At 66.6% G+C, this 20,113-nt stretch carries 23 protein-coding genes; 14 read left to right on the forward strand and 9 right to left on the reverse strand.

The features are described from left to right. The first annotated feature begins 1 nt into the window (after position 1). The 4 genes from B5520_RS17775 to B5520_RS17790 all read left to right on the forward strand — a co-directional run bounded on the left by B5520_RS17775 (position 2) and on the right by B5520_RS17790 (position 3,342). Complete coding sequence (locus B5520_RS17775) at positions 2–1,036, forward strand: carbohydrate ABC transporter permease (RefSeq protein WP_079598405.1); 1,035 nt, start codon at positions 2–4, stop codon at positions 1,034–1,036. Continuing rightward, positions 1,033–1,929 (forward strand): carbohydrate ABC transporter permease, encoded by an 897-nt coding sequence (locus B5520_RS17780; RefSeq protein WP_079598406.1) that lies wholly within the window; start codon positions 1,033–1,035, stop codon positions 1,927–1,929. Before B5520_RS17775 ends, B5520_RS17780 begins: the two co-directional genes overlap by 4 nt. Then, on the forward strand, positions 1,926–2,174 hold the full coding sequence (locus tag B5520_RS17785; protein WP_079598407.1) for a hypothetical protein: 249 nt from the start codon (positions 1,926–1,928) through the stop codon (positions 2,172–2,174). Before B5520_RS17780 ends, B5520_RS17785 begins: the two co-directional genes overlap by 4 nt. 115 nt (positions 2,175–2,289) lie before the next feature. Next, positions 2,290–3,342, forward strand: a complete 1,053-nt coding sequence (locus B5520_RS17790; protein ID WP_079598408.1) for a LacI family DNA-binding transcriptional regulator — start codon at positions 2,290–2,292, stop codon at positions 3,340–3,342. Positions 3,343–3,373: 31 nt separating this feature from the next. On the opposite strand, the gene B5520_RS17795 is transcribed toward B5520_RS17790, so the two are convergent. Both B5520_RS17795 and B5520_RS17800 read right to left on the reverse strand, forming a co-directional pair. Beyond that, positions 3,374–4,258: a hypothetical protein gene (locus B5520_RS17795; protein ID WP_079598409.1), complete on the reverse strand. Its 885-nt coding sequence runs from the start codon at positions 4,256–4,258 to the stop codon at positions 3,374–3,376. A 34-nt stretch (positions 4,259–4,292) separates the two neighbouring features. Further along, complete coding sequence (locus B5520_RS17800; RefSeq protein ID WP_079598410.1) at positions 4,293–5,099, reverse strand: exodeoxyribonuclease III; 807 nt, start codon at positions 5,097–5,099, stop codon at positions 4,293–4,295. 158 nt (positions 5,100–5,257) lie between these two features. Between B5520_RS17800 and B5520_RS17805 the strand changes: the two genes are divergently transcribed. From B5520_RS17805 to B5520_RS17820, 4 genes are read left to right on the forward strand one after another with little or no spacing between them, the layout of a single operon-like run. Further along, complete coding sequence (locus B5520_RS17805; RefSeq protein ID WP_079598411.1) at positions 5,258–6,757, forward strand: CoA-acylating methylmalonate-semialdehyde dehydrogenase; 1,500 nt, start codon at positions 5,258–5,260, stop codon at positions 6,755–6,757. Further along, positions 6,757–7,881 carry an enoyl-CoA hydratase/isomerase family protein gene (locus B5520_RS17810; protein WP_079598412.1) on the forward strand — a complete coding sequence of 375 codons (1,125 nt, stop codon included), beginning with the start codon at positions 6,757–6,759 and terminating at the stop codon, positions 7,879–7,881. The genes B5520_RS17805 and B5520_RS17810 overlap by 1 nt, the downstream gene beginning before the upstream one ends. Next, the gene (mmsB, locus tag B5520_RS17815; protein ID WP_079598413.1) at positions 7,874–8,869 is read left to right on the forward strand and encodes a 3-hydroxyisobutyrate dehydrogenase; all 996 of its coding nucleotides are present in this window, start codon (positions 7,874–7,876) and stop codon (positions 8,867–8,869) included. Before B5520_RS17810 ends, mmsB begins: the two co-directional genes overlap by 8 nt. Further along, positions 8,866–9,642 (forward strand): enoyl-CoA hydratase, encoded by a 777-nt coding sequence (locus tag B5520_RS17820; protein WP_079598414.1) that lies wholly within the window; start codon positions 8,866–8,868, stop codon positions 9,640–9,642. Before mmsB ends, B5520_RS17820 begins: the two co-directional genes overlap by 4 nt. Here B5520_RS17820 and B5520_RS17825 read toward each other — a convergent pair. Further along, positions 9,629–10,621, reverse strand: a complete 993-nt coding sequence (locus B5520_RS17825; RefSeq protein ID WP_079598415.1) for an NAD(P)/FAD-dependent oxidoreductase — start codon at positions 10,619–10,621, stop codon at positions 9,629–9,631. The genes B5520_RS17820 and B5520_RS17825 overlap by 14 nt on opposite strands. 66 nt (positions 10,622–10,687) lie before the next feature. Between B5520_RS17825 and B5520_RS17830 the strand changes: the two genes are divergently transcribed. Next, entirely contained in the window at positions 10,688–11,272 is a 585-nt protein-coding gene (locus tag B5520_RS17830) for a helix-turn-helix domain-containing protein (RefSeq protein ID WP_079598416.1), read from the forward strand. Between the two features lie 97 nt (positions 11,273–11,369). Beyond that, complete coding sequence (locus B5520_RS17835; protein ID WP_079598438.1) at positions 11,370–12,023, forward strand: DedA family protein; 654 nt, start codon at positions 11,370–11,372, stop codon at positions 12,021–12,023. A gap of 40 nt (positions 12,024–12,063) precedes the next feature. Here the strand turns inward: B5520_RS17835 and B5520_RS17840 are convergent, their stop codons facing one another. Beyond that, positions 12,064–12,570 carry a MarR family winged helix-turn-helix transcriptional regulator gene (locus B5520_RS17840; RefSeq protein WP_079598417.1) on the reverse strand — a complete coding sequence of 169 codons (507 nt, stop codon included), beginning with the start codon at positions 12,568–12,570 and terminating at the stop codon, positions 12,064–12,066. 128 nt (positions 12,571–12,698) lie between these two features. On the opposite strand from B5520_RS17840, the gene B5520_RS17845 reads away from it, so the two are divergent. Together B5520_RS17845 and B5520_RS17850 are read left to right on the forward strand one after the other, a co-directional pair. Then, on the forward strand, positions 12,699–13,832 hold the full coding sequence (locus B5520_RS17845) for an acyl-CoA dehydrogenase family protein (protein WP_079598439.1): 1,134 nt from the start codon (positions 12,699–12,701) through the stop codon (positions 13,830–13,832). Between the two features lie 151 nt (positions 13,833–13,983). After that, entirely contained in the window at positions 13,984–14,976 is a 993-nt protein-coding gene (locus B5520_RS17850; protein WP_254865621.1) for an SDR family oxidoreductase, read from the forward strand. 36 nt (positions 14,977–15,012) lie between these two features. Here B5520_RS17850 and B5520_RS17855 read toward each other — a convergent pair whose 3' ends face one another. From B5520_RS17855 to B5520_RS17875, 5 genes are all read right to left on the reverse strand, one after another. After that, positions 15,013–15,798, reverse strand: coding sequence for a MerR family transcriptional regulator (locus B5520_RS17855; RefSeq protein ID WP_079598419.1), 786 nt, complete (start codon positions 15,796–15,798; stop codon positions 15,013–15,015). Between the two features lie 69 nt (positions 15,799–15,867). Continuing rightward, positions 15,868–16,218, reverse strand: a complete 351-nt coding sequence (locus tag B5520_RS17860) for a hypothetical protein (RefSeq protein WP_079598420.1) — start codon at positions 16,216–16,218, stop codon at positions 15,868–15,870. A 133-nt stretch (positions 16,219–16,351) separates the two neighbouring features. Next, positions 16,352–16,555, reverse strand: coding sequence for a cold-shock protein (locus B5520_RS17865; protein WP_013599688.1), 204 nt, complete (start codon positions 16,553–16,555; stop codon positions 16,352–16,354). 132 nt (positions 16,556–16,687) lie between these two features. Continuing rightward, positions 16,688–17,314: a response regulator gene (locus B5520_RS17870; protein ID WP_079598421.1), complete on the reverse strand. Its 627-nt coding sequence runs from the start codon at positions 17,312–17,314 to the stop codon at positions 16,688–16,690. Then, entirely contained in the window at positions 17,311–18,543 is a 1,233-nt protein-coding gene (locus B5520_RS17875; RefSeq protein ID WP_079598422.1) for a sensor histidine kinase, read from the reverse strand. The genes B5520_RS17870 and B5520_RS17875 overlap by 4 nt, the downstream gene beginning before the upstream one ends. Before the next feature lie 198 nt (positions 18,544–18,741). Here B5520_RS17875 and B5520_RS17880 point away from each other — a divergent pair, with 198 nt between their 5' ends. Together B5520_RS17880 and B5520_RS17885 are read left to right on the forward strand one after the other, a co-directional pair. Further along, on the forward strand, positions 18,742–19,311 hold the full coding sequence (locus tag B5520_RS17880) for a GlcG/HbpS family heme-binding protein (RefSeq protein ID WP_079598423.1): 570 nt from the start codon (positions 18,742–18,744) through the stop codon (positions 19,309–19,311). A 9-nt stretch (positions 19,312–19,320) separates the two neighbouring features. Further along, a complete protein-coding gene (locus B5520_RS17885) occupies positions 19,321–20,043 on the forward strand; it encodes an ankyrin repeat domain-containing protein (protein WP_079598424.1) in 723 nt (240 codons plus the stop codon). Positions 20,044–20,113: the final 70 nt, after the last annotated feature.

Raw genomic sequence — 20,113 nt, forward strand, 5'->3', positions numbered from 1 at the left:
CATGGCTACCGAATTGGGCCCGACGCCGGTCAAGCCGGCGTCGGGCGCCGCCCCGGTCCACCACGGACCTAAGGGTGTAGGCGAAGACAACAAGATCCTCAGCCAGGGCAAGTGGGCCACCTGGCTTCTTGCCCCGACCATCATTGCCCTGGGTATTGTGATCGTTTACCCGATCATCAGTGCCATCGTCATGTCCTTCCAGAAGGACGCGGGACTCGATCCGGTTACAGGTCTGTTTACGGCCGGCGGCCCGGCGGGCATCCAGAACTATGTGAACTGGCTGGGGCAGCAGTGTGCGGCCCAAGGGGGCGGCACGGTCGCTTGTCCGCCCGGCACCCTCGGAGGCCAGTTCTGGACGGCGACAGGCACCACGTTCCTGTTCACGGTGGTTACTGTGGCCTTCGAAACCGTCCTCGGTTTCTGGATGGCCATGATCATGTCCCGGACGTTCAAGGGCCGTGGGCTGGTCCGCGCGGCTGTGCTCGTCCCATGGGCTATCCCCACCGCCGTTACCGCCCAGCTGTGGCTCTTTATGTTCGATTTCAACGGCATCATCAATAAGCTGTTCAATGTCTCCATCCTGTGGACCGGCAGTGAGTGGCCCGCAAAATGGGCGGTGATCATTGCTGACACCTGGAAGACCACGCCGTTTATGGCGCTGCTCATTCTTGCCGGCCTGCAGATGATCCCTGCCGAAGTGTATGAAGCCGCAAAGGTTGACGGCACCACCGCCTGGCAGCGTTTCCGGCTGATCACCCTGCCGCTTGTGAAGCCTGCACTGATGGTCGCCATCCTGTTCCGTACCCTGGACGCGCTGCGTATGTTTGACCTTCCGTACATCCTCACCGGCGGTGCCAACAACACCACTACGCTGTCCATCCTGGTGATTAACCAGATTAGGCAAGGGTTTAATTCAGCAGCCGCGTTGTCCACTATTACGTTCATCATCATCTTCCTGGTCGCCTTTATCTTCGTCCGGTTCCTTGGTGCGAATGTTGTGGAGCAAAGCGGAGCCACCGGCAAGGGGAAGAAATGACAACCACAGCTGCCTCAACGGCATTGCGGGCGGAGCAGGACAAGGGGCGTAAGGCTTCGCAGACCCGTGAAAAGTGGGCGAGCGCCAGGACGTACATCAGCGCCGCCGTCATCCTGGTCTGGTGCCTTGCACCCGCGTACTGGATGGTGGTGACGGCCTTCCGTGAAGTGGGCTTCACCTACGACACGACGCCCTGGCCCACCCATGTGACGCTGGACAACTTCATCACGGCCTTCGATACCTCGTTCGGAAACCGGTTCGGCCAGGCCCTGCTGAACAGTATTTTTATTGGCGTCACTGTCACGGTGATCTCGCTGGTAATCGGTGTGTTCGCCGCGTACGCACTCGCACGCCTGAACTTCCGGTTCAAGTACCTGGTGCTGGGCTTCATCCTCGGCGCTTCCATGTTCCCCGGCGTTGCCCTGATCACCCCGCTGTTCCAGCTGTTCACCAACATCGGCTGGATGGGCAGCTACCAGGCCCTGATCATCCCGAACATCTCCTTCGTCCTGCCGCTCACCGTCTACACCCTGACCTCCTTCTTCCGCGAGATGCCGTGGGAGCTCGAGGAATCAGCCCGTGTTGACGGCTGCACGCAGGGCCAGGCGTTCCGGAAGGTGATCATGCCACTGGCAGCACCGGCCATCTTCACCACCGCGATCCTGGCGTTCATCTCCTCCTGGAACGAGTTCCTGATCGCCAGCCAGCTGTCGAATGAGGCCACGAAACCGGTCACGGTTGCCATTGCCAGCTTTGCCGGCGCGCAGCCGAACCAGATCCCGTACACGGCCATCATGGCTGCGGGCACCATCGTCACCATTCCGCTGGTGATCCTGGTGCTGGTCTTCCAGCGCAAGATTGTGGCCGGCCTGACGGCAGGTGCAGTCAAGTGACGGGCGATGCTTCCCGTTCCCGCTCCACGGGGGCGGGAAGCAGCCGCCGGCGTGCCAGGTCCGGCGAGGACTTCGACATCATCATCGGATTCCTCGGTTTTTGGGCCCTGGTTCTGCTGGTCGTCACCGTCTGGATGGAGGTGACCGCCCAGCCCGCCCTCGGCTGGGCCCTTGGCCTGCTGGCAACGCTCCTGGCGCTGTACGGCATGGTGCGGCTGCGCCGCAAGCTCCCGGCACGCAGGTAACAGGTCACATCCCGCTGCGTTTAACGCCGCGCCTGGACGGGATGCAAAAATACGAAGGTTTGGGGTAACGCAGGGCGGAGCGCCTTACGCTGCAAGGAGTTATTGAGGGGACACCGTGGCACGCACAACTGAGAGGTCCCAACGGGGCGGCCACAACGGCGTCAGTATCGAGGACGTTGCTGCGGCGGCAGGTGTCTCAACTGCCACAGTGTCGCGGGCGGTCCGGGGACTGCCCCGGGTTTCGCCGGCAACCCGGGAAAAGATCCTCGAGGTTGCCGCGAACCTGGGCTACGTGGCGTCGTCGTCCGCCTCCGGCCTTGCCACCGGCCGCACCAAGACCATCGGTGTTCTGGCTCCGTTCGTCAGCCGGTGGTTCTTTTCCAAGGCCATTGAGGGGGCTGACCGGGAACTCCATGCCCGGCACTACAACCTCTCCCTCTTCAACCTGGGCGGGCACGGCAGCAACCGCGAACGGCTGTTCAGCAAGACCATGGTCTACAAGCAGATTGACGCCCTCCTGGTCCTGTGTATGGCGTTGACGCACGAAGAGCTGGACCACCTGCAGAAGATCGATATCCCGCTGGTTGTGGTGGGCGGCCATGTGGAAGAGTGCGCCTACATCGGCATCGATGACTACGCCGCCGCCTCAACAGCCGTCCGGCACCTCATCGACCTGGGCCACCGGGACATCGCCCTGTTGCATGGCGACGACGAGACTGACCTCAACTTCGATGTTCCCCGCGTGCGTATCCTGGCGTTCAAGGACGTGATGACGGCGGCCGGACTTCCCACCCGGCCGGAGTGGGACGAATGGGGCGACTTCACTGTACGAAGCGGGCAGGAGGCCCTTCGCAGGCTGTGGTCCAGGCCGGGCGACAAACCAACCGCTATTTTCTGCGCCTCGGACGAAATGGCCATGGGGGTCATCTTCGAAGCATCCAGGCTTGGTGTCCGGGTGCCGGAGGACCTCTCGGTGGTGGGCATCGATAACCACGATTTTGCCGATCCCATGGGCCTGACCACAGTAGGGCAGCGGCCGGATGAGCAGGCGGAGCTGGCCACCAAGATGCTCCTTGACGAACTGGACGGCCAGCTGGGATCAGTCCAGTCCGCCGTCGCGCCCCACGAACTTATCGTGCGGCGCACCACGGCCCCGCCGCAGGGCTAACAGTCCTGCTACGTCCGAAGGCGCGCGGCCGTCAGGACGCGCGGGCCAGTTGCCGGATGGGGATCCACCGGGACGCCAGCCGGCGGTACGCGGCGGCCGCTCCGGTCATGTCGCCCTCCGCAAGGCACTCGATGCCCAGCCGGATGTCCATGGGGGAATCGTCCGGATACACCTTGTCCGCCACGGCGCCATAATCCAGTTCCACCATGGACTCCACGTGGAACTGTTCCAGCCACTCCGTGAGCTGGGCCAGATCGTCCAGCATGTCCAGGTCAGGTGCCGCCAGCGCCAGATTCGCCACTGCGTAGCGGGCGCGTTCCAGCGCTTCGGTGATGGGCGCCCACACCCGCACGGTCAGGATCCGCCCGGCGGCCTCCACCACGTCTTTGTGGTCCGACTCCATGAACAGCGAGAACCAGCTGAACGGGATTCCCCACGTGGACGCCCGCGTGTGCACCCGGATGGAACCGTCGCGGGCCTTGACCAGGTCGATCCGTTCCTGGTGCCGGTCCCGCTGCTCCTCGGGGATCAACAGTTCGGCCAGCGGACCGTGAATCCCTTCCATCAGGGCGTTGGCCGCCAGCCCCGCCCGCAGGACCAGCTGGCTGGGACAGTACAGGAGCACCGGTTCGGAGTCGGCGTCGTCGTCGGACGTTCCGCCCTGGGAAGCCGGCGCCGTGGTGACGCGGACCAGGTCGGTGCGGCCCGTGGGGAACGGATCACCGCCGGAGCGCGTGATGCGGCCCAGGGATGCCAGCAGTTCAGCGTTTTCGACGGCGGCACGCGAGGCGGTGCGTGCGCCGGCGGCCTGGATGGCCGGGCGTTGCTCTTCCGGGAACGCGTCGAGGGGTTCGTAGACGCGCAGGGTCGAGGAGAATGGCAGGCCGGCCTGGCCCCGGTAGAGGTTTCCGGTCATCACGGTCTCCTTGGAAGGGTCCAGGGGGCTGCCATCAGTCCGCCAGTTCCACCAGCACGGGGGCGTGGTCCGAGGCGCCCTTGCCCTTGCGTTCCTCGCGGTCGATCGAGGCGCCGGTGACCCGGCCGGCCAGGGCGGGGGACGCCAGGACGAAGTCGATCCGCATGCCTTCGCGCTTGGGGAAGCGCAGCTGGGTGTAGTCCCAGTAGGTGTAGACGCCGGGGCCCGGGGTGTAGGGGCGGACAACGTCCGTGAAGCCGGCGGATTCGAAGGCGTGGAATGCGGCACGCTCCGGAGGGCTGACGTGGGTGGACCGGTTGTTCACGAACAGGTCGATGTCCCAGACGTCGTCGTCGAAGGGCGCAATGTTCCAGTCGCCCATCAGCGCAACCTGGGCCTGGGGGTTCTCGGTGACGAGTCCCTGCGCGTGCGTCTTGAGGCTCTCCAGCCACTTGAGCTTGTAGGGCATGTGTTCGTCGTCCAGCGAGCGTCCGTTGGGAACGTAGAGGCTCCAGATCCGGATGCCTGCGCACGTTGCTGCCATGGCCCGGGCTTCCTGCACGGGGTCCTTGCCGGCCTTGCCGAAGGAGGGCTGGTCAAGGAACGTCCGCTCCACGTCTTCGAGCCCCACGCGGGAAGCGATGGCTACGCCGTTCCACTGGTTCACGCCGAAGTGGGCCACTTCGTAGCCCATCCGTTCAAAGAGTTCCCACGGAAAGTTGTCGTCCTTGCACTTGGTCTCCTGGATGGCCAGGACGTCGCAATCGCTGCGCTGAAGCCAGGCTTCAACGCGGTCGGCGCGGGCACGGAGCGAGTTCACATTCCAGGTAGCTATCTTCACAGTTCCTAACTTACCGTGGCGGCACCACCGCTGGTAAAGCGTGGCTGAAGCCTGCGCGGGCGCTTCCAGGGCCGGAAACGGCGGATGGAACTTAGTAGGAAGTCCGAGTATATTCGCAACCAGAGATGACCTGGACCACATGCGAAGGAGCATCAGCCATGGTGCGCGAGCTCTCCCATTACGTCGGCGGTCAGCAGACCCCCGGAACTTCAGGCCGCTTCGGCGACGTCTTCGATCCCTGCACCGGACGCCTCCAGGCCCGGGTTCCGCTGGCGGACCGGGATGAGGTGCAGAATGCGGTATCCACCGCCGGAAAAGCGCAGGCGGAATGGGCAGCCATGAACCCGCAACGGCGGGCAAGGATCCTGCTCGCCTTCGTGGACCTGGTCAACCGCAACATGGACGAGCTGGCCCGGCTCTTGTCCTCCGAACACGGAAAGACCCTCGCCGATTCCAGGGGAGACATCCAGCGGGGCCTGGAAGTGGTGGAGTTCGCGGCCGGAGCACCGCACCTGCTCAAAGGTGAGTTCTCCAGCGACGCAGGCGCGGGAATTGATATCCATTCGCTCCGCCAGCCGCTGGGCGTGGTGGCAGGCATAACCCCCTTCAACTTTCCCGCCATGATTCCGCTGTGGAAGTCGGGTCCGGCCCTGGCCGCGGGCAACGCGTTCATCCTGAAACCCTCGGAGCGTGACCCCTCGGTGCCGCTCCGGCTGGCGGAACTCTACAGCGAGGCGGGCGTGCCGGACGGGGTGTTCAACGTGGTCAACGGCGACAAGGAAGCCGTGGACGCGCTGCTTGAGGACCCCCGGGTCAAGGCGGTGGGCTTTGTGGGGTCCACACCCATTGCCCAGTACATCTACGCCACAGCTGCCGCGCACGGCAAACGGGCCCAGTGTTTCGGCGGGGCCAAGAACCACATGGTGGTCATGCCGGACGCGGATCTTGACCAGGCCGCGGACGCCCTGATTGGTTCCGGCTACGGCTCCGCGGGTGAGCGCTGCATGGCGATCTCCGTTGCCGTGCCGGTGGGCGAGGGCACCGCTGACCGGCTGGTGGCCAGGCTCCAGGAACGGGTGAAGGCCCTCAAGGTGGGCCACAGCCTGGAGGCGGACACGGACTTCGGTCCCGTGGTGACGGCCGCCGCCAGGGAACGGATCGAAGGCTGCATCCGGGCAGGTGTGGACGACGGCGCCACCCTCCTTGCTGACGGCCGCGGGCTTCGCGTAGCGGGCTATGATGACGGCTTTTGGGTGGGCCCCACCCTCTTCGACCACGTCACCCCGGACATGGCCCTCTACCGCGAGGAGATCTTCGGCCCGGTCCTCAGTGTTGTCCGGGCAGCCGGTTACGATGAAGCCCTCCGGCTGTGCACCGACAACCCATACGGCAACGGCGTAGCCATTTTTACCCGCGACGGCGATGCCGCCCGCGATTTCGCCACCCGGGTGGACGTGGGCATGGTGGGGATCAACGTTCCCATCCCCGTGCCCCTCGCCTATTACACCTTTGGCGGCTGGAAAGCCTCCGGCTTCGGCGACCTGAATCAGCACGGCGCGGACGCCTTCCGCTTCTACACCAAGACCAAGACCGTCACCACGCGCTGGCCGTCCGGAATACGCCACGGGGCCAGCTTCGTGATGCCGGAGGGAAGCTGATGGCCGGCACCTCCGGCCGTGCGGACGCGGCGCAGGGGGATACGGGCAGTTCCCAAGTGCTGTTCGAGCGCCGCGGCCGGCTCGCGGTGGCCACCCTCAACAGGCCCAGGGCAGTCAACGCACTGACCGCCGGCATGGTGGGCTTGCTCCTGGAGCAGCTGACCGCCTGGGCCGATGACGACGGCGTAGCCACCGTCCTGGTGCAGGGCGCCGGAGAGCGGGGCCTCTGCGCGGGCGGGGACATCGTGGCGATCTACGAGGACATCCCGCAGGGCGGCGCCCGGACCGCAGCTTTCTGGCAGACGGAGTACCGGGTCAATTCCCTGATTGCGCGGTACCCCAAGCCGTACGTAGCGCTCATGGACGGGCTGGTACTGGGCGGCGGGGTGGGAATTTCCGCCCACGGGTCCGTCCGCGTGGTCACCGAACGCACCCGGACGGGCATGCCAGAAACCACCATCGGCTTCGCCCCCGACGTCGGCGGGACATTCCTGCTGGCCCGCGCACCGGGGGAAGCGGGAACCCACGCTGCCCTGACCGGGGCGCACCTGACCGGTCCGGACGCGCTGCACCTGGGACTGGCGGACCACTACGTCCCGTCTGAGCGGCTGCCCGGACTCGTGGCCGCGCTGGAGAAGGAAAGCGCGGAAGACGCCGTCGGACGCTTTACTGCCGTACCTCCGCCCTCGGTGCTGGCCGGCCAGCGCGAGTGGATCGACGCCTGTTACGCCTTCGCCGACGCCGAGGACATCGTCCGGCGGCTCCGCAGCTGGAACGGACAAGGCACGGCGGACGCGGCACACGCCGCTGACACCATCGAAGGGAAGTCTCCCACGTCGGTCAAGGTCACGCTGGAATCCCTGCGGCGGGCCAGGACACTGGCGCTGGACGAGGCATTGGCCCAGGAGTACAGGGTTGGCCTGCGGTTCCTGTCCGGCCCCGACTTCCGCGAGGGCATCCGCGCGCAGGTGGTGGACAAGGACCGCACGCCCCGCTGGACGCCGCCAACGCTCGGGGAGGTGCGTCCGGAACACGTTGCCCGCTTTTTCGAACCGCTGGACGGCAGGGAACTGGACCTCCGTGCAGGCGGGGGACTGCAACTAGAGGAGACGGACCATGTCTGAAAAGTACACCGTGGCCTTCCTGGGCCTGGGGCACATGGGCGGGCCCATGGCCGCGAACCTGGTCAGGGCAGGCTATGGGGTGTCCGGGTTCGACGTGGTCCCGGCTGCCCTCGAAGCGGCCAGGGCCCAGGGAATTCCGGTTGCGGGCAGCGCCACGGAGACACTGAGGGGTGCTGACGTGGTGCTGACCATGTTCCAGAGCGGCCAGCAGGTGCTCGACGCCTACCGCGGAACCTCCGGGGAGCCGGGCCTGCTGGCAACAGCCGCTCCCGGGACCCTGTTCCTGGACTGCTCCACCATCAACGTTGACGAGGCACGCGAGGCGGCGCGTCTGGCTATCGAGGCAGGCCACCGCTCCGTGGACGCCCCGGTCTCCGGCGGCGTAGTGGGCGCCGAAGCCGGAACCCTCACCTTCATGGTGGGCGCGGACGCGGAAGACTTCGAGACCGTCCGCCCGCTGCTGGAGGTGATGGGCAAACGCGTGGTGCACTGCGGGGCGCACGGGGCAGGCCAGGCGGCCAAAGTCTGCAACAACCTCATACTGGGTGTGTCCATGATCGCCGTCAGCGAGGCCTTCGTGCTCGGCGAAAAGCTGGGCCTGACCCACCAGGCCCTCTTCGATGTTGCCTCGGCCGCTTCCGGGCAGTGCTGGGCCCTGACCACCAACTGCCCGGTGCCCGGCCCTGTTCCCGGCAGTCCGGCCAACCGGGACTACCAGCCGGGGTTTGCCGGCGCGCTCATGGCCAAGGACCTCAACCTCGCGGTCAACGCACTCCGCAGCACCGGGGTGGCGGGTCGGATGGGCCCCCTCGCCGCCGAAATCTACGATACGTTTGCCGCGGAAGGCGGCGCCGGCCGGGACTTCTCCGCGATCATCACCGATATCCGGGAGAAATCCGGAAACCAGGGCGCGGATGCCCCGGGGAAGGCGCAGGCAACGCCTGCAGCGCCGGCCACGACAGCACACGACGACGGGAGCCCTGAATGACGGAGTACGCCAACATCCTGGTGGAGCAGCGGGGCCGGGTGGGCCTTGTGACACTCAACCGGCCGCAGGCGCTGAATGCGCTGAACAAGGCCACCATGGAGGAGCTGGTTTCGGCCGTGACCGCCATGGATGCTGATCCCGGGGTGGGAGCGGTGGTGATCACCGGATCAGGCAAGGCGTTCGCCGCCGGCGCCGACATCAAGGAGATGGCGTCCCAGGGCTATATGGACATGTACGCGGCTGACTGGTTCCGGGGGTGGGAGGATTTCACGCGGCTGCGCATCCCCACTGTCGCCGCGGTGTCCGGGTTTGCCCTCGGCGGAGGGTGCGAACTGGCCATGATGTGCGACCTCATCATCGCCGGGGACAACGCCAAGTTCGGGCAGCCGGAAATCAACTTGGGCGTCCTCCCCGGCATGGGCGGGTCCCAGCGGCTGACCCGGGCCGTGGGCAAGGCCAAGGCGATGGACCTGATCCTGACCGGCCGATTCATCGGGGCGGAGGAGGCCGACAGGTGCGGCCTGGTGTCGCGGATTGTTCCTGCCGAGGACGTTGTAGCCGAGGCGCTCAAAGCCGCCGAAGTCATTGCGGGAAAATCCAAGCCCGTGGCCATGGCGGCCAAGGAAGCAGTGAACGCCGCCTTCGAAACCGGGCTCGCCCAGGGGGTCCTGTTCGAGCGCCGGCTCTTCCATTCCCTCTTTGCCACGGAGGACCAGAAAGAAGGCATGGCGGCGTTCACCGAAAAGCGCCAGCCGGACTTTAGGCACCGGTAAGCGCCAGGGACTCCCGATAGGCATTGACGTCGCGGTCCAGTTCTTCAGCCATCATGTGGTTGTTGATCATGACGGCGGTCCACGCCGCGGCCGCGGCGGACGCCAACACCTGCGCCCTCAGGTCCGTGACGTTGCCCGCTGCCCAGACGCCGGGCACGGCGGTGGCGCCATCGGCGTCGGTTTCGAGGTAGTCACCGATGCCCATCGGGTGCGCCGTGGCGGACAGGCCGAGGCCGGAAAACGCCGCGAGGCGGGAATGGACCCGTGCTCCCACAACCACGGCCTCCACCGCCACCTCCGGTCCGCCCGCCAACGCCACCCCGCGCAGGGCATCGTTTTCCACCCTCAGCGCTTCCACGGCGCCTGCAACCACCTTGACCCCGCGGGCGGCCAACTGTTCGTGCTCCCCGTCCGAGGGATCCGTCCTGTCATTGAGGAACAGGGTGATGTTGCTGCTCCACTGCCGGAACAGCAGGGCCTGGTGCACCGACCACGGGCCGTTGCCGAGGATGCCGATGGCCTGGTCCTGCACCTCCCAGCCATGGCAGAAGGGGCAGTGCAGCACGTCCTTGCCCCACCGCTCCTGAAGCCCCGGAATGTCCGGCAGCTCATCCACCAGTCCGGTGGTGACCAGGAGTCGCCGGCCGCGAAGCTGCCTCCCGTCGTCGAGCGTCACCTCGAAGCCCCGGCGCACGTCGCCGCTGGTGGCCATTACCTCACCCCGCACAACCACGGCACCGTAGTGCTCCGCCTCGGCACGCCCGATGGCCAACAGCTCTGCCGGGTCGATGCCGTCACGGGACAAAAAGCCATGCACACCCTCTGCCGGAGCGTTCCGTGGCTGGCCGCCGTCCACCACCGCCACTGAACGCCGGGTGCGGCCCAGCATCTGGGCTGCGCTCAAGCCGGCAGCACCGCCGCCCACTATCACGACGTCATACATGGAATCGGCACTCTTAGTATTTCCCTTTTCAGTCATGGATTCATCGTGTGCCCCTTATGGAACTGTTGGCAAAGTAATTTGCTGGTATGGCAAAATTCGAGGATGGATGAAAACCTCGACGACGTGCTGGCGGCTGTTGGCCCGCGACTGCGGGCCCTCCGCCTCAGCCGCGATGTCACGCTGACCGCGCTGGCACAGGAAACCGGAATTTCGGTGAGCACGCTGTCCCGGCTCGAAGCCGGCCAGCGCCGGCCAAACCTGGAATTGCTCCTGCCGCTGGCAAAGGCACACCAGGTCCCCCTGGACGAGCTGGTGGGCGCGCCGGACACGGGCGACCCCCGCGTGCACCTGCGGCCCATCGTGGCGAGGGGCATGACCATCGTTCCGCTGACCCGGAAGCCGGGCGGCATCCAGGCCTACAAGCACATCCTGCCGGCCGGCCCGCTGGAGGAGCCCAACCCCCAGGTGCACGAGGGCTACGAGTGGCTGTATGTGCTCAATGGAAAGCTGCGCATGGTGCTGGGAACCCAGGATCTTGTCCTCCGCTCGGGGGAAGCCGCCGAGTTCGACACGCGGATACCGCATTGGTTCGGCAGGGCCGACGGAAAGGCCGTGGAGTTCCTGAGCCTGTTCGGGACGCAGGGGGAGCGGATGCACGTGCGGGCCAAACCGGCAGGGAAACAGTAGGGGGTTTTCCCGGCTGCCAGCTTGCGCTCAGGACCGTAAGGTAGAAAAGACCGGCAGGAGCCGCAGAGGCGATGCAGCGGGAATCGGGGGAGAGTTGATGTTGGTGACAGCGACGGGGGCCGCAAGCCCGACTGACGGGCTGGGCGGACTGGTGGGCGTTGCGGCGCGGGCCATCGACAGCCTTGGCGAATGGGGCGTAGGCGCATTCACCCTTGCTGAAACCGTGGTGCCGCCCATCCCCAGCGAGGTGATCCTGCCGCTCGCCGGGTACCTGGCCAAGCAGGGGTCCCTGAACCTGGTCCTCGTTTTTGTCACGAGTACCCTTGGCGCCTATCTGGGAGCGCTCTTGCTCTACTGGCTCGGAGCGAAGCTGGGGCTGGAGCGGTCCATCCGCGGCCTGTCCAAACTGCCCCTGGTGGACCGTGAGGACTTCGAGCATGCGGCCGGGTGGTTCCGCCGCCACGGCAGGTCCTCCATTTTCTTCGGCCGGCTCCTTCCGGGGGTGCGCAGCCTGATCTCCCTCCCCGCCGGGGCCGCGTCGATGCCGCTGGGAACTTTCAGCCTGTACACCCTGGCCGGCAGCGGGCTGTGGAACGGCGCCCTGATTGGCCTGGGGTACCTGCTGGGCACCCAGTACCGGCTGATCGAGCAGTACTCCCGGTTCCTCAACTACGCGGTGTACGCCGCCCTGGTGGTCACCGTGGTCCTGCTCGTTGCCAGGCGGGTCAAGCGGGCGAAGGCCCGGCGCTGACCTCTGCTTGACCATGGCGCTGACCCTGTGAAGGCTCCCGTCAATCGGCGAAGTCGCCGGCATTCCGCCGGAAATCCCCGAGGATCCGGATCAACTGGTCAACGTCGCCGGGACTGAACCCTGGATCGCTGAACACCTCACTGTTCAGGGCCGCCGTCGAACGCTTCGCCAGGCTGCGCCCCTCGCCGGTGAGCTCGATGAGAGTTGTGCGGCCGTCCGTGGGATGTGGTGAGCGGGCCACCAGGCCGGCCCGTTCAAGCCGGTCCACGGCGTTGGTGATGGAGGTGGGGTGGACCTGGAGCAGGGCGCTGGCCTTCTTCATGGGCAGCGAGCCCTTCCGCGCGAAGCTCAGCAGCGCCAGGAGTTCGTAGCGGGCAAACGTGAGGCCGAAAGGTTTAAGTGTTGCTTCGATCCTGGCCAGGAGGATCTGCTGGGTGCGCATCACCGCAGTTATGGCGGCCATGGGCGCGGCAACGTCCGGCCAGCCATGCTCTTCCCAGTTGCGCCGGGCGTCAGCAATGGGATCGCGGGACAACGGAGTACCCATGCCAGCCCCTTTCCGAAAAGCCTGTGAATATACTAGGACATCCAACGGTTTGGCGAGGGAAGGGATCGTAGCCCGTGCAGCCCCAAAGACGTGGCGGCGGCGAGCCGCCGTTTCCCGACGCGGACCTGATGCACGTCGTGGAGCTCCTGCCGCCTCCGGAGCGGGAACGGTATGCCCGCATCCGGGAGTTCCTCCAGGCGTCCGTCCGCCAGGCATCCGTCGAATACTGGAACCGCGAGGAATTTCCCTTCGGCCTGCTGGCGGACATGGGAAGGCATGGGCTGGGCGCCCTGCAGGTGGACGGCAGCTCGGCCCTGTTCAAAGGGCTGATGTACGTGGAGATGGCCCGCGCCGATGTATCCCTCTCTGCCCTGGCCGGCATCCATAACGAGCTGATTGTCGGCATGGTCGGCCAGCTGGGATCCGACGAGCAGAGGCGCCGCTGGCTGCCCGGCCTCAGGAGCTTCGCCCAGCTGGGGGCCTTCGCCCTGACGGAGCCCGGCCACGGCTCGGACATCTCCAGGGGGCTGGAGGCTTCCGCCCGGCGGGCAGGCTCCGAATGGATCCTGAACGGGGAAAAACGCTGGATCGGTGCCGGAACCATCGCCGACTTCGCGCTGGTGTGGGCCCGGGACGAGGCGGACCAGGCCATCAAGGGCTTCATCGTGGAGACCGACCGTCCCGGCTACTCGGCCACCAAGATCTCCAACAAAATCGGGCTGCGCATCATGCAAAACGCCGACATCGTGCTGGAGGACGTCCGGATTCCGGCTGCCAACATCCTCCCGGGGGCCGCCCACTTTGCTTCAGCCAATGGGCTGCTGCGGGATTCGCGTGCCTGGGTGGGGTGGCAGGCGGCGGGGATCCAGCTGGCGGCCTTCGATGTTGCCCGGGGGTATGCGCTGGAGCGCCGGCAGTTCGGCAGGCCACTGGCGGGATTCCAGCTGGTCCAGCAACAGCTCGCGGACATCCTGGGCAACGCCTCGGCGTCGCTCTCGCTTATGGTGCAGCTGGCGCGGATCCAGGCGGATGGCACGCTGGAGATGGCGCAGGCCGCCATGGCAAAAGCCACCACCACCCGCCTCGCCCGTTCCTCGGTGGCGATGGGCCGCTCGCTGCTGGGTGGCAACGGCATCAGCAGCGACTACGAAATGGCCAAGCTGTTCGGAGACGCCGAAATCCTCTACACCTACGAAGGCAGCTACGAGATCAACTCGCTTCTGGTAGGGCGGGCGGTCACCGGCATCTCTGCGTTCACCTGACAGGGGTGCCTTACCGTGGCAACGCTGCCTGACCTGACAGCGCCTGGCCGCCGGCGGAACGTTGTCCCGCGGGCCGTGCCTCGCTAGCATCGAAGAGGTAAGCCTACTTAGTTTTCTGGCTCCACGTTCGGTGGGGGTGCGGGAAGGAATCATGATGCGGGTCAAGGATTCTGTGGTGGTTATTACCGGCGCTTCAAGCGGCATCGGCCGGGCCGCCGCGCTTCGCTTCGCGGGCAAGGGTGCGCGGCTGGTGTTGGCTGCCCGCGGGGCGAAAGCCCTCGAAACGGTGGCCAGGGAGTGCAGGAAGCGCGGTGCCAAGGCCATTGCGGTTCCCACCGATGTCACTGATCCTGACGCGGTGGAGGAGCTGGCGGCGCGGGCCGTCCGGGAGTTCGGCCGGCTGGATGTTTGGGTCAACAACGCCGCCGTGGGTGCTTTTGGCCGGCTGTCCGAGGTGCCGCCAAAGGAGTTTCAGCGCGTCCTGGACGTCAATATTTCCGGCTATGTCAACGGTGCACGGGCGGCACTGGCCCGCCAGGCAGCCCAGAACTCGGGCGTCCTGGTCAATGTCGCCTCGATCGTGGGGGAAATTCCGTTGCCTTACTCCGCCGCCTATTCCATCTCCAAAGCCGCAAACCGTGCCCTCAGCGTCAGCCTGCGTTCGGAACTGGCGCGCGACGGAGTGTCCGGGGTGAAAGTGTGCAGCGTCCTTCCGGCCACCATTGACACCCCCTTCTATCAGCATGCAGCAAACTACTCCGGCCGCCGGGCGGTGGCGATGCCTCCCGTGTATACCCCGGAGCGGGTGGCGAAGGCCGTGGTCAAGGTGGTAGCCCACCCGCGCCGCGAAACCGTCGTGGGAGGACTGACCGGACGGCTGCTCGTCCTGCAGCATCGTGTTACCCCCGGTGCCGTCGAGGCCGCCACCGCCCGCCAGGTGGACACGAGCCAGCTTTCCCGGCGGCGGTCCACCCCGGTCACTGCCGGAAACCTGCACCAGGCGTCGGAGGCACTTCGGAAGGGAACCGTCCGTGGAGGCTGGGGCGGCGGATGGCGGACTGCCGGGCGCAGGGCCATGGTCGCGGTAGCTCTTGCCGGCACCGTCGCGGTTGCCGGCAACCGGCTGGCCAGGCCGTTGCGGTAGGAAACATTGGCCTGAACCGTAGCCTTCAGCCCGCTCCTACAGGTTCCTCTCAGCGAAGATGCGCAGGGCATCCCGCACAAAGCCGGCACCCTCCTCACCTCCGTAATTGGCGGCAAAACGGGGGTCGGCAACGTACATGTCCGCGAGTCCGGTGACGTAGCCCTTGGTGTCCCCGCCGTTCTCCGCGGCAGGCGTACCGGGGATGGATTCCAACCATGCGACGTGGCGCCGGGCGAGGTCCTGCGCTTCAGGGCTCTCGGGGGCTGCGCCCGAACCGGCGGCGGCCAGCCAGTCCTTCCCCAGCTGTTCGGAGCGGGCCTTCCACTCCCGCTTCTCCGCCTCGCCCATTCCCCGCCACCAGGAATCGCTCTTCGCATAGGCTTCCTTGCCCCAGCGTTCCTCCACCTCGTCCTTGTACTGCGTGTGGTCGAAGCCGTCGAACATTTTTTCGGCCATGAGTTCGCCTCCTCCTTCTGCTGTTTCGATCGTTTGCCGAACGGACAGGATTTGCCGGGACAGCCTGTCCTGCTCCTGCCGCAACCATTCCAGGTGGCGGGTCAGCGCCTTCACGGCATCCGTCTGCTGGTGGAAGACCTCCGCGATGGCGGGCAGCCCCAGGCCCAGCTCACGGAGGAGCAGGATCCGCTGCAGCTGCACAAGGGCAGTGCCGTCGTAGTAGCGGTAGCCGTTGCTGCCCACCCGGCTCGGCTTCAGCAACCCGATGTCGTGGTAGTGGCGGAGGGTCCGGCTGGTGGTGCCGGCCATCCTGGCCACGTCCTGGATGGACCAGTCTTTCCCTGTTCCGGTCCCGGTTTCTTCCATGATCCGAGCGTACGGGTTGACGCAGCGTCAAGGTCAAGGGGTGCCGGCGGGGAGGGGCGATGGGCCCTGTCAGCCGGCCGGGCGGTTCCGCGGCGTGCCCTTCCGGGGCCGGCGGTTACGGGCTTGGGCCACGAGCCGGCTGAACGCCAGGATGAAGACCGCTTCGATCAGGAGCATCAGGCCCACCAGCAGCCACTGTTCCTGGGAGATGAAGACAATGCAGCCGGTGAGCGCCAGGACTGTGCCCAGCGCAAGGGTGTAGGTGGCGAAACCCACAGCAACCCGGGCGCTGCGTACCCCCGTGCGGAAGCCAAAACCCAGGGGCTCACCACCGGGGTGCCCGGGAACCCGGTCCGGCGCGGCGGGCCCAAGGGAATCGAATTCTTCCCACGGATCCTTGTCCTGGCCTTGTCCGGTCATGCCTCAATTATCCCAAAAAGGCGTCCGGCGCGGGCGGCAACGAAAGCCCGGGACGCAAAACAGCGGCCCCTCCAACAAGTGCTGGAGAAGCCGCTGGATGGTAGCTCCGGCAGCCGCCGGAGTTTTCCAAGTCTTAGAGCGGGCGGATATTCTCTGCCTGCGGGCCCTTGGGGCCCTGGGTCACATCGAATTCGACCTTCTGGTTTTCGTCCAGTGAGCGGTAGCCGCTGCTGGCGATTGCCGAGTAGTGGGCGAAAACGTCAGCGGACCCGTCATCGGGGGCAATGAAGCCAAAACCCTTTTCGGCGTTGAACCATTTAACTGTGCCTGTTGCCATGGCTGCATTCCTTCATGTGACTCTGATTCTCTCTCCGGGTTTTCACCCCGGAGTGTGCGGAGAACGTCCCCCGCTGTCCCCAACGTACGGGGCTGGCGGCCTGCTTGCAAGGGTAAACACGGTTTCACCTGGTCAGCGCATGCCTTCGCGGCGTATTGCCGTGGCAATTGCGGCCGCCCTGGTCTCCACTCCGAGCTTGGCGTAGATGTGCGCGAGATGGGTTTTGACGGTGGCTTCGGAGATGAAAAGGCGCTGGCCCAGTTCGCGGTTGCTGAGGCCTTCGGTGAGGAGGCTGAGCAGTTCGGCTTCCCGGGGAGTCAGGATCTCGTCCGGGTTGCGCAACTGCTGGAACAGCCGGGACGCCACAGGCGGGCTCATCACGCTTTTGCCCTGGACGGCGCCGCGGATGGCCGCGAAAATTTCTTCCGGAGCGGCATCCTTCAGCAGGTACCCCATGGCGCCGGCATCCACTGCCCGCACAATGTCCGCGTCCGAGTCGTAGGTGGTGAAGACCAGGATCGCCTGCCGGCCGTTGCGTTCGCGGATGCGGCGGATCGCCTCGATGCCGTCCATTCCCGGGCCCATAGCCAGGTCCATGACCACAACGGCCGGGGAATGCTCCTGGACCCGTTCGAGGGCTTCCTCCCCGGAGGAGGCCTCCGCCACCACGTCGATGTCCGGCTGGGTCCCCAGCAGGGCACGGAGGCCGCTGCGCACCACCAGGTGGTCATCCACCAGCAGTACAGTGATGGCGTTCATGCGCTGTCCTCCGTATCCTGCCGGGCGGCCGGCGCGGGGAGCTGGGCCGCCACGATGGTGCCTTCGCCCGGGGCGCTTTCCACCGAGAAGACGCCGCCCAGTTGCTCCACCCGCTGCCGCATCGCCCGCAGGCCGTAGCCTCCGGCGTCCGACGGCGGTGCTGCCGCCGCCGGATCAAAGCCGGCGCCGTCGTCGTAAATGTCCAGCGTGACGGCCTCCGGGAGGAAGCCGAGGGTCACGGTGGCGGCACTGGCGGAGGCGTGCAGCCTGACATTGGAGGCCGCACTTTGGACCACCCGCAGCAGCGCGTGGCGGACGTCGGCAGAAACGGGCCGCGGCTCGCCGGTGACCAGGAGCCGGGCCTCCGGAACATACTGCCTGGCGGCGAGGAGAAGCGCCTCCGGCAGGGGTGAGGAGTCCAGGCCGGGGGAGGCAAGCTCGTGGACCAGGCTGCGGGTTTCGGACAGGTTCCCCCGCAACAATGTGGTGGCCTGCCGGAGGTCAGCCTGGGCGGCGGCGCTTGGCCAGGCCCGTCCTGCAGCCTCGAGCAGGAGCAGGCTGCTCGCCAGTCCCTGCGTGACGGTGTCGTGGATTTCCCGGGAAACCCGTTCGCGTTCGGCGATGGTGCCGGCCCGGCGCTCGCTGGCGGCCAGCTGCCCCTGGGCGCGCGAAACCTCCGCGTGCAGGCGGCGCTGTGCCTCGGCGTCGTGCTGGATGCGGTCATAGACCAGGGTCAGCATGAGGCCAACGGCCAGCGGCCCCAGAAGCATGGCAAGGTCGGTGCCGCTGCTCATCTTGAACAGCCCGGCGGCAGTGGCGGCCGCCGTGGTTCCTGCCGCGACGTACGCAGCGGTGCCGGACAGCGCGCTGCGGCAAAGGAAAAAGAGTGCGAACGAGCACCAGGCAAAGCTGGGCGCCGCGATCACCAGGACGGCCCACACAGCCACCAGCGCGAACATCCACGCCATCCCGGGCCTGCCGCGGCCGGCGAGCACGGCCACCGCGGCGTACAACAGGGAGGCTGCCGCAGCCAGGCCCAGGATCAGGAGATTGTCCGCGGGGCTGTGCCGCATGACGTAACGGACCACGGATGCCACCAGGAGCACCGCGAAACCGAGATGCACCGCGGTGTCGATGCTGCCCAGCCCGGGGCGGCCTGGGTTCCGGGGGACCGGGTCTGCAGACGCGGCAGCAGCGGCCGGCGCAGCGCCGTGAACTCGGGTAGGCATGGGATGTCCCGTTCTGTGGTGGGGAACGCTCCCTCCCATGCTATTGCCCCCGCCGTTGCAGGGCTCTCAGCCATTTGGCTGATACGGCTGGCCTTTGGTCGGAGCAGTGTCCAGACGAAGGCCCGATGGCAGGCGCCGGCGCGGCCGGAAGGATGGATCCGTATCCACCCTGAAAGTTTGCCGATCCGAGGAGACACCATGAAGAAGTCCCATAAAGCATTTGCCGCAGCAGCCGCCGGCGCACTCGTCCTCACCGCCGGGGCCACGGCGGCTGCCAATGCCGGAACCGGCTCTGCCCCCGTGGCTGTCCCTGCCGTGGACATCGCGCCTGCGCCGGAGACCGTCGTCCAGCAGAATCGGATCAGCGTGGGGGCCTCGGCCACTGCCGTGAGTGCCGCACTGGCCAAGTGCCAGGCGGACAAGCTTCCCTTTGTCACGGTGGCCCTGGTGGACCGGTTCGGAACCGTCCAGGCTCTGCTCCGGGGTGACAACGCAGCAGAACACACCATCGAGGCCGCCAAGCAGAAGGCGTACACGGCCGCCGCCTTTGGTGCCCCCACCAGCGAACTCGCCAAGCGGATCAACGGAACCGGCCCCTCCATCGCCGACCTCCCGGGCACCCTCTTCCTGGCCGGCGGCGTTCCGCTGAAGGTCAATGGCGTGTCCGTGGCTGGCATCGGCGTTGGCGGGGCTCCCGACGGCGCCCTCGACGAAGCCTGCGCCACGGCCGGGGCGAACGCGATCCCCGGCGCCGGGACTGCCAAGTAGGCTTCCCGTATGAGGCGCTTGAGGGGTCCGGCTGTGGTGGTCGCCGGCGGGCTGGCGGTGTTCCTTGCCGCGTGCCAGACACCGCAGGGCGGTCCGCAGGATGTGCCGTCCACTGCAGTTGCACCAAACCCAACATCCACCAGCCAGGCCCCTCCCAGCCGGACACCCGCCCCGGACCCCACGCCATCTTCAGCGCCGGCTCCCGCCACGGCGTCCCCGCCGGTCCTGTCCGCAGCAGAACAGGCACAGCTGGACCAGGAGTTGATTTCCGCCGCGAAGGCCAACAACACACCTCTTGTGAAGGAGCTGATCAGCCGCGGCGGCAACGTCAATGCGAAGGACTCAATCCAGGATTCCGCGTTCCTCTATGCCGGCGCTGAAGGATTCAACGAGGTGCTGCAGCTGACCCTGGCCGCGGGTGCGGACGTGGCCAGCATCAACCGTTACGGCGGCACTGCCCTGATTCCGGCCAGCGAACACGGCCATGTGGAAACAGTCCGCTTCCTGATCGCCGCGGGAGTCCCGGTCAACCACGTCAACAACCTCGGCTGGACCGCCATGCAGGAGGCCATCCTCCTGAATGACGGCGGCCCGCGGCAGCAGGAGGTGGTGGGCCTGCTCCTCAAGGCCGGCGCAAACCCGGACATCCGCGATCCCGAAGGGCGGACGGCCCTGCAGAACGCCGAGCGTCTCGGTTTTGGGGAGATCGCTGCGCTGATCCGCGGCCGGTAGCTCCTGCCGGTAACAGCAACGCGTGTCGGATATGGCCCGATAATCCGAGGTTTAAGGGCCGGATCTGACC

This window comes from Arthrobacter sp. P2b (assembly GCF_900168295.1).
In the GTDB taxonomy this organism is placed as follows: Bacteria; Actinomycetota; Actinomycetes; order Actinomycetales; family Micrococcaceae; genus Arthrobacter.

Bases quoted from the DNA above. Each gene is read 5' to 3' on its own strand.
- B5520_RS17780 (WP_079598406.1), top strand. From the start codon at position 1,033: ATGACAACCACAGCTGCCTCAACGGCATTGCGGGCGGAGCAGGACAAG.
- B5520_RS17845 (WP_079598439.1), top strand. From the start codon at position 12,699: ATGCACGTCGTGGAGCTCCTGCCGCCTCCGGAGCGGGAACGGTATGCC.
- B5520_RS17870 (WP_079598421.1), bottom strand. From the start codon at position 17,314: ATGAACGCCATCACTGTACTGCTGGTGGATGACCACCTGGTGGTGCGC.
- B5520_RS17850 (WP_254865621.1), top strand. From the start codon at position 13,984: ATGATGCGGGTCAAGGATTCTGTGGTGGTTATTACCGGCGCTTCAAGC.
- mmsB (WP_079598413.1), top strand. From the start codon at position 7,874: ATGTCTGAAAAGTACACCGTGGCCTTCCTGGGCCTGGGGCACATGGGC.
- B5520_RS17835 (WP_079598438.1), top strand. From the start codon at position 11,370: ATGTTGGTGACAGCGACGGGGGCCGCAAGCCCGACTGACGGGCTGGGC.
- B5520_RS17795 (WP_079598409.1), bottom strand. From the start codon at position 4,258: ATGACCGGAAACCTCTACCGGGGCCAGGCCGGCCTGCCATTCTCCTCG.
- B5520_RS17805 (WP_079598411.1), top strand. From the start codon at position 5,258: ATGGTGCGCGAGCTCTCCCATTACGTCGGCGGTCAGCAGACCCCCGGA.
- B5520_RS17860 (WP_079598420.1), bottom strand. From the start codon at position 16,218: ATGACCGGACAAGGCCAGGACAAGGATCCGTGGGAAGAATTCGATTCC.
- B5520_RS17855 (WP_079598419.1), bottom strand. From the start codon at position 15,798: ATGGAAGAAACCGGGACCGGAACAGGGAAAGACTGGTCCATCCAGGAC.
- B5520_RS17880 (WP_079598423.1), top strand. From the start codon at position 18,742: ATGAAGAAGTCCCATAAAGCATTTGCCGCAGCAGCCGCCGGCGCACTC.
- B5520_RS17775 (WP_079598405.1), top strand. From the start codon at position 2: ATGGCTACCGAATTGGGCCCGACGCCGGTCAAGCCGGCGTCGGGCGCC.
- B5520_RS17885 (WP_079598424.1), top strand. From the start codon at position 19,321: ATGAGGCGCTTGAGGGGTCCGGCTGTGGTGGTCGCCGGCGGGCTGGCG.
- B5520_RS17865 (WP_013599688.1), bottom strand. From the start codon at position 16,555: ATGGCAACAGGCACAGTTAAATGGTTCAACGCCGAAAAGGGTTTTGGC.
- B5520_RS17840 (WP_079598417.1), bottom strand. From the start codon at position 12,570: ATGGGTACTCCGTTGTCCCGCGATCCCATTGCTGACGCCCGGCGCAAC.
- B5520_RS17830 (WP_079598416.1), top strand. From the start codon at position 10,688: ATGGATGAAAACCTCGACGACGTGCTGGCGGCTGTTGGCCCGCGACTG.
- B5520_RS17875 (WP_079598422.1), bottom strand. From the start codon at position 18,543: ATGCCTACCCGAGTTCACGGCGCTGCGCCGGCCGCTGCTGCCGCGTCT.
- B5520_RS17810 (WP_079598412.1), top strand. From the start codon at position 6,757: ATGGCCGGCACCTCCGGCCGTGCGGACGCGGCGCAGGGGGATACGGGC.
- B5520_RS17820 (WP_079598414.1), top strand. From the start codon at position 8,866: ATGACGGAGTACGCCAACATCCTGGTGGAGCAGCGGGGCCGGGTGGGC.
- B5520_RS17825 (WP_079598415.1), bottom strand. From the start codon at position 10,621: ATGACTGAAAAGGGAAATACTAAGAGTGCCGATTCCATGTATGACGTC.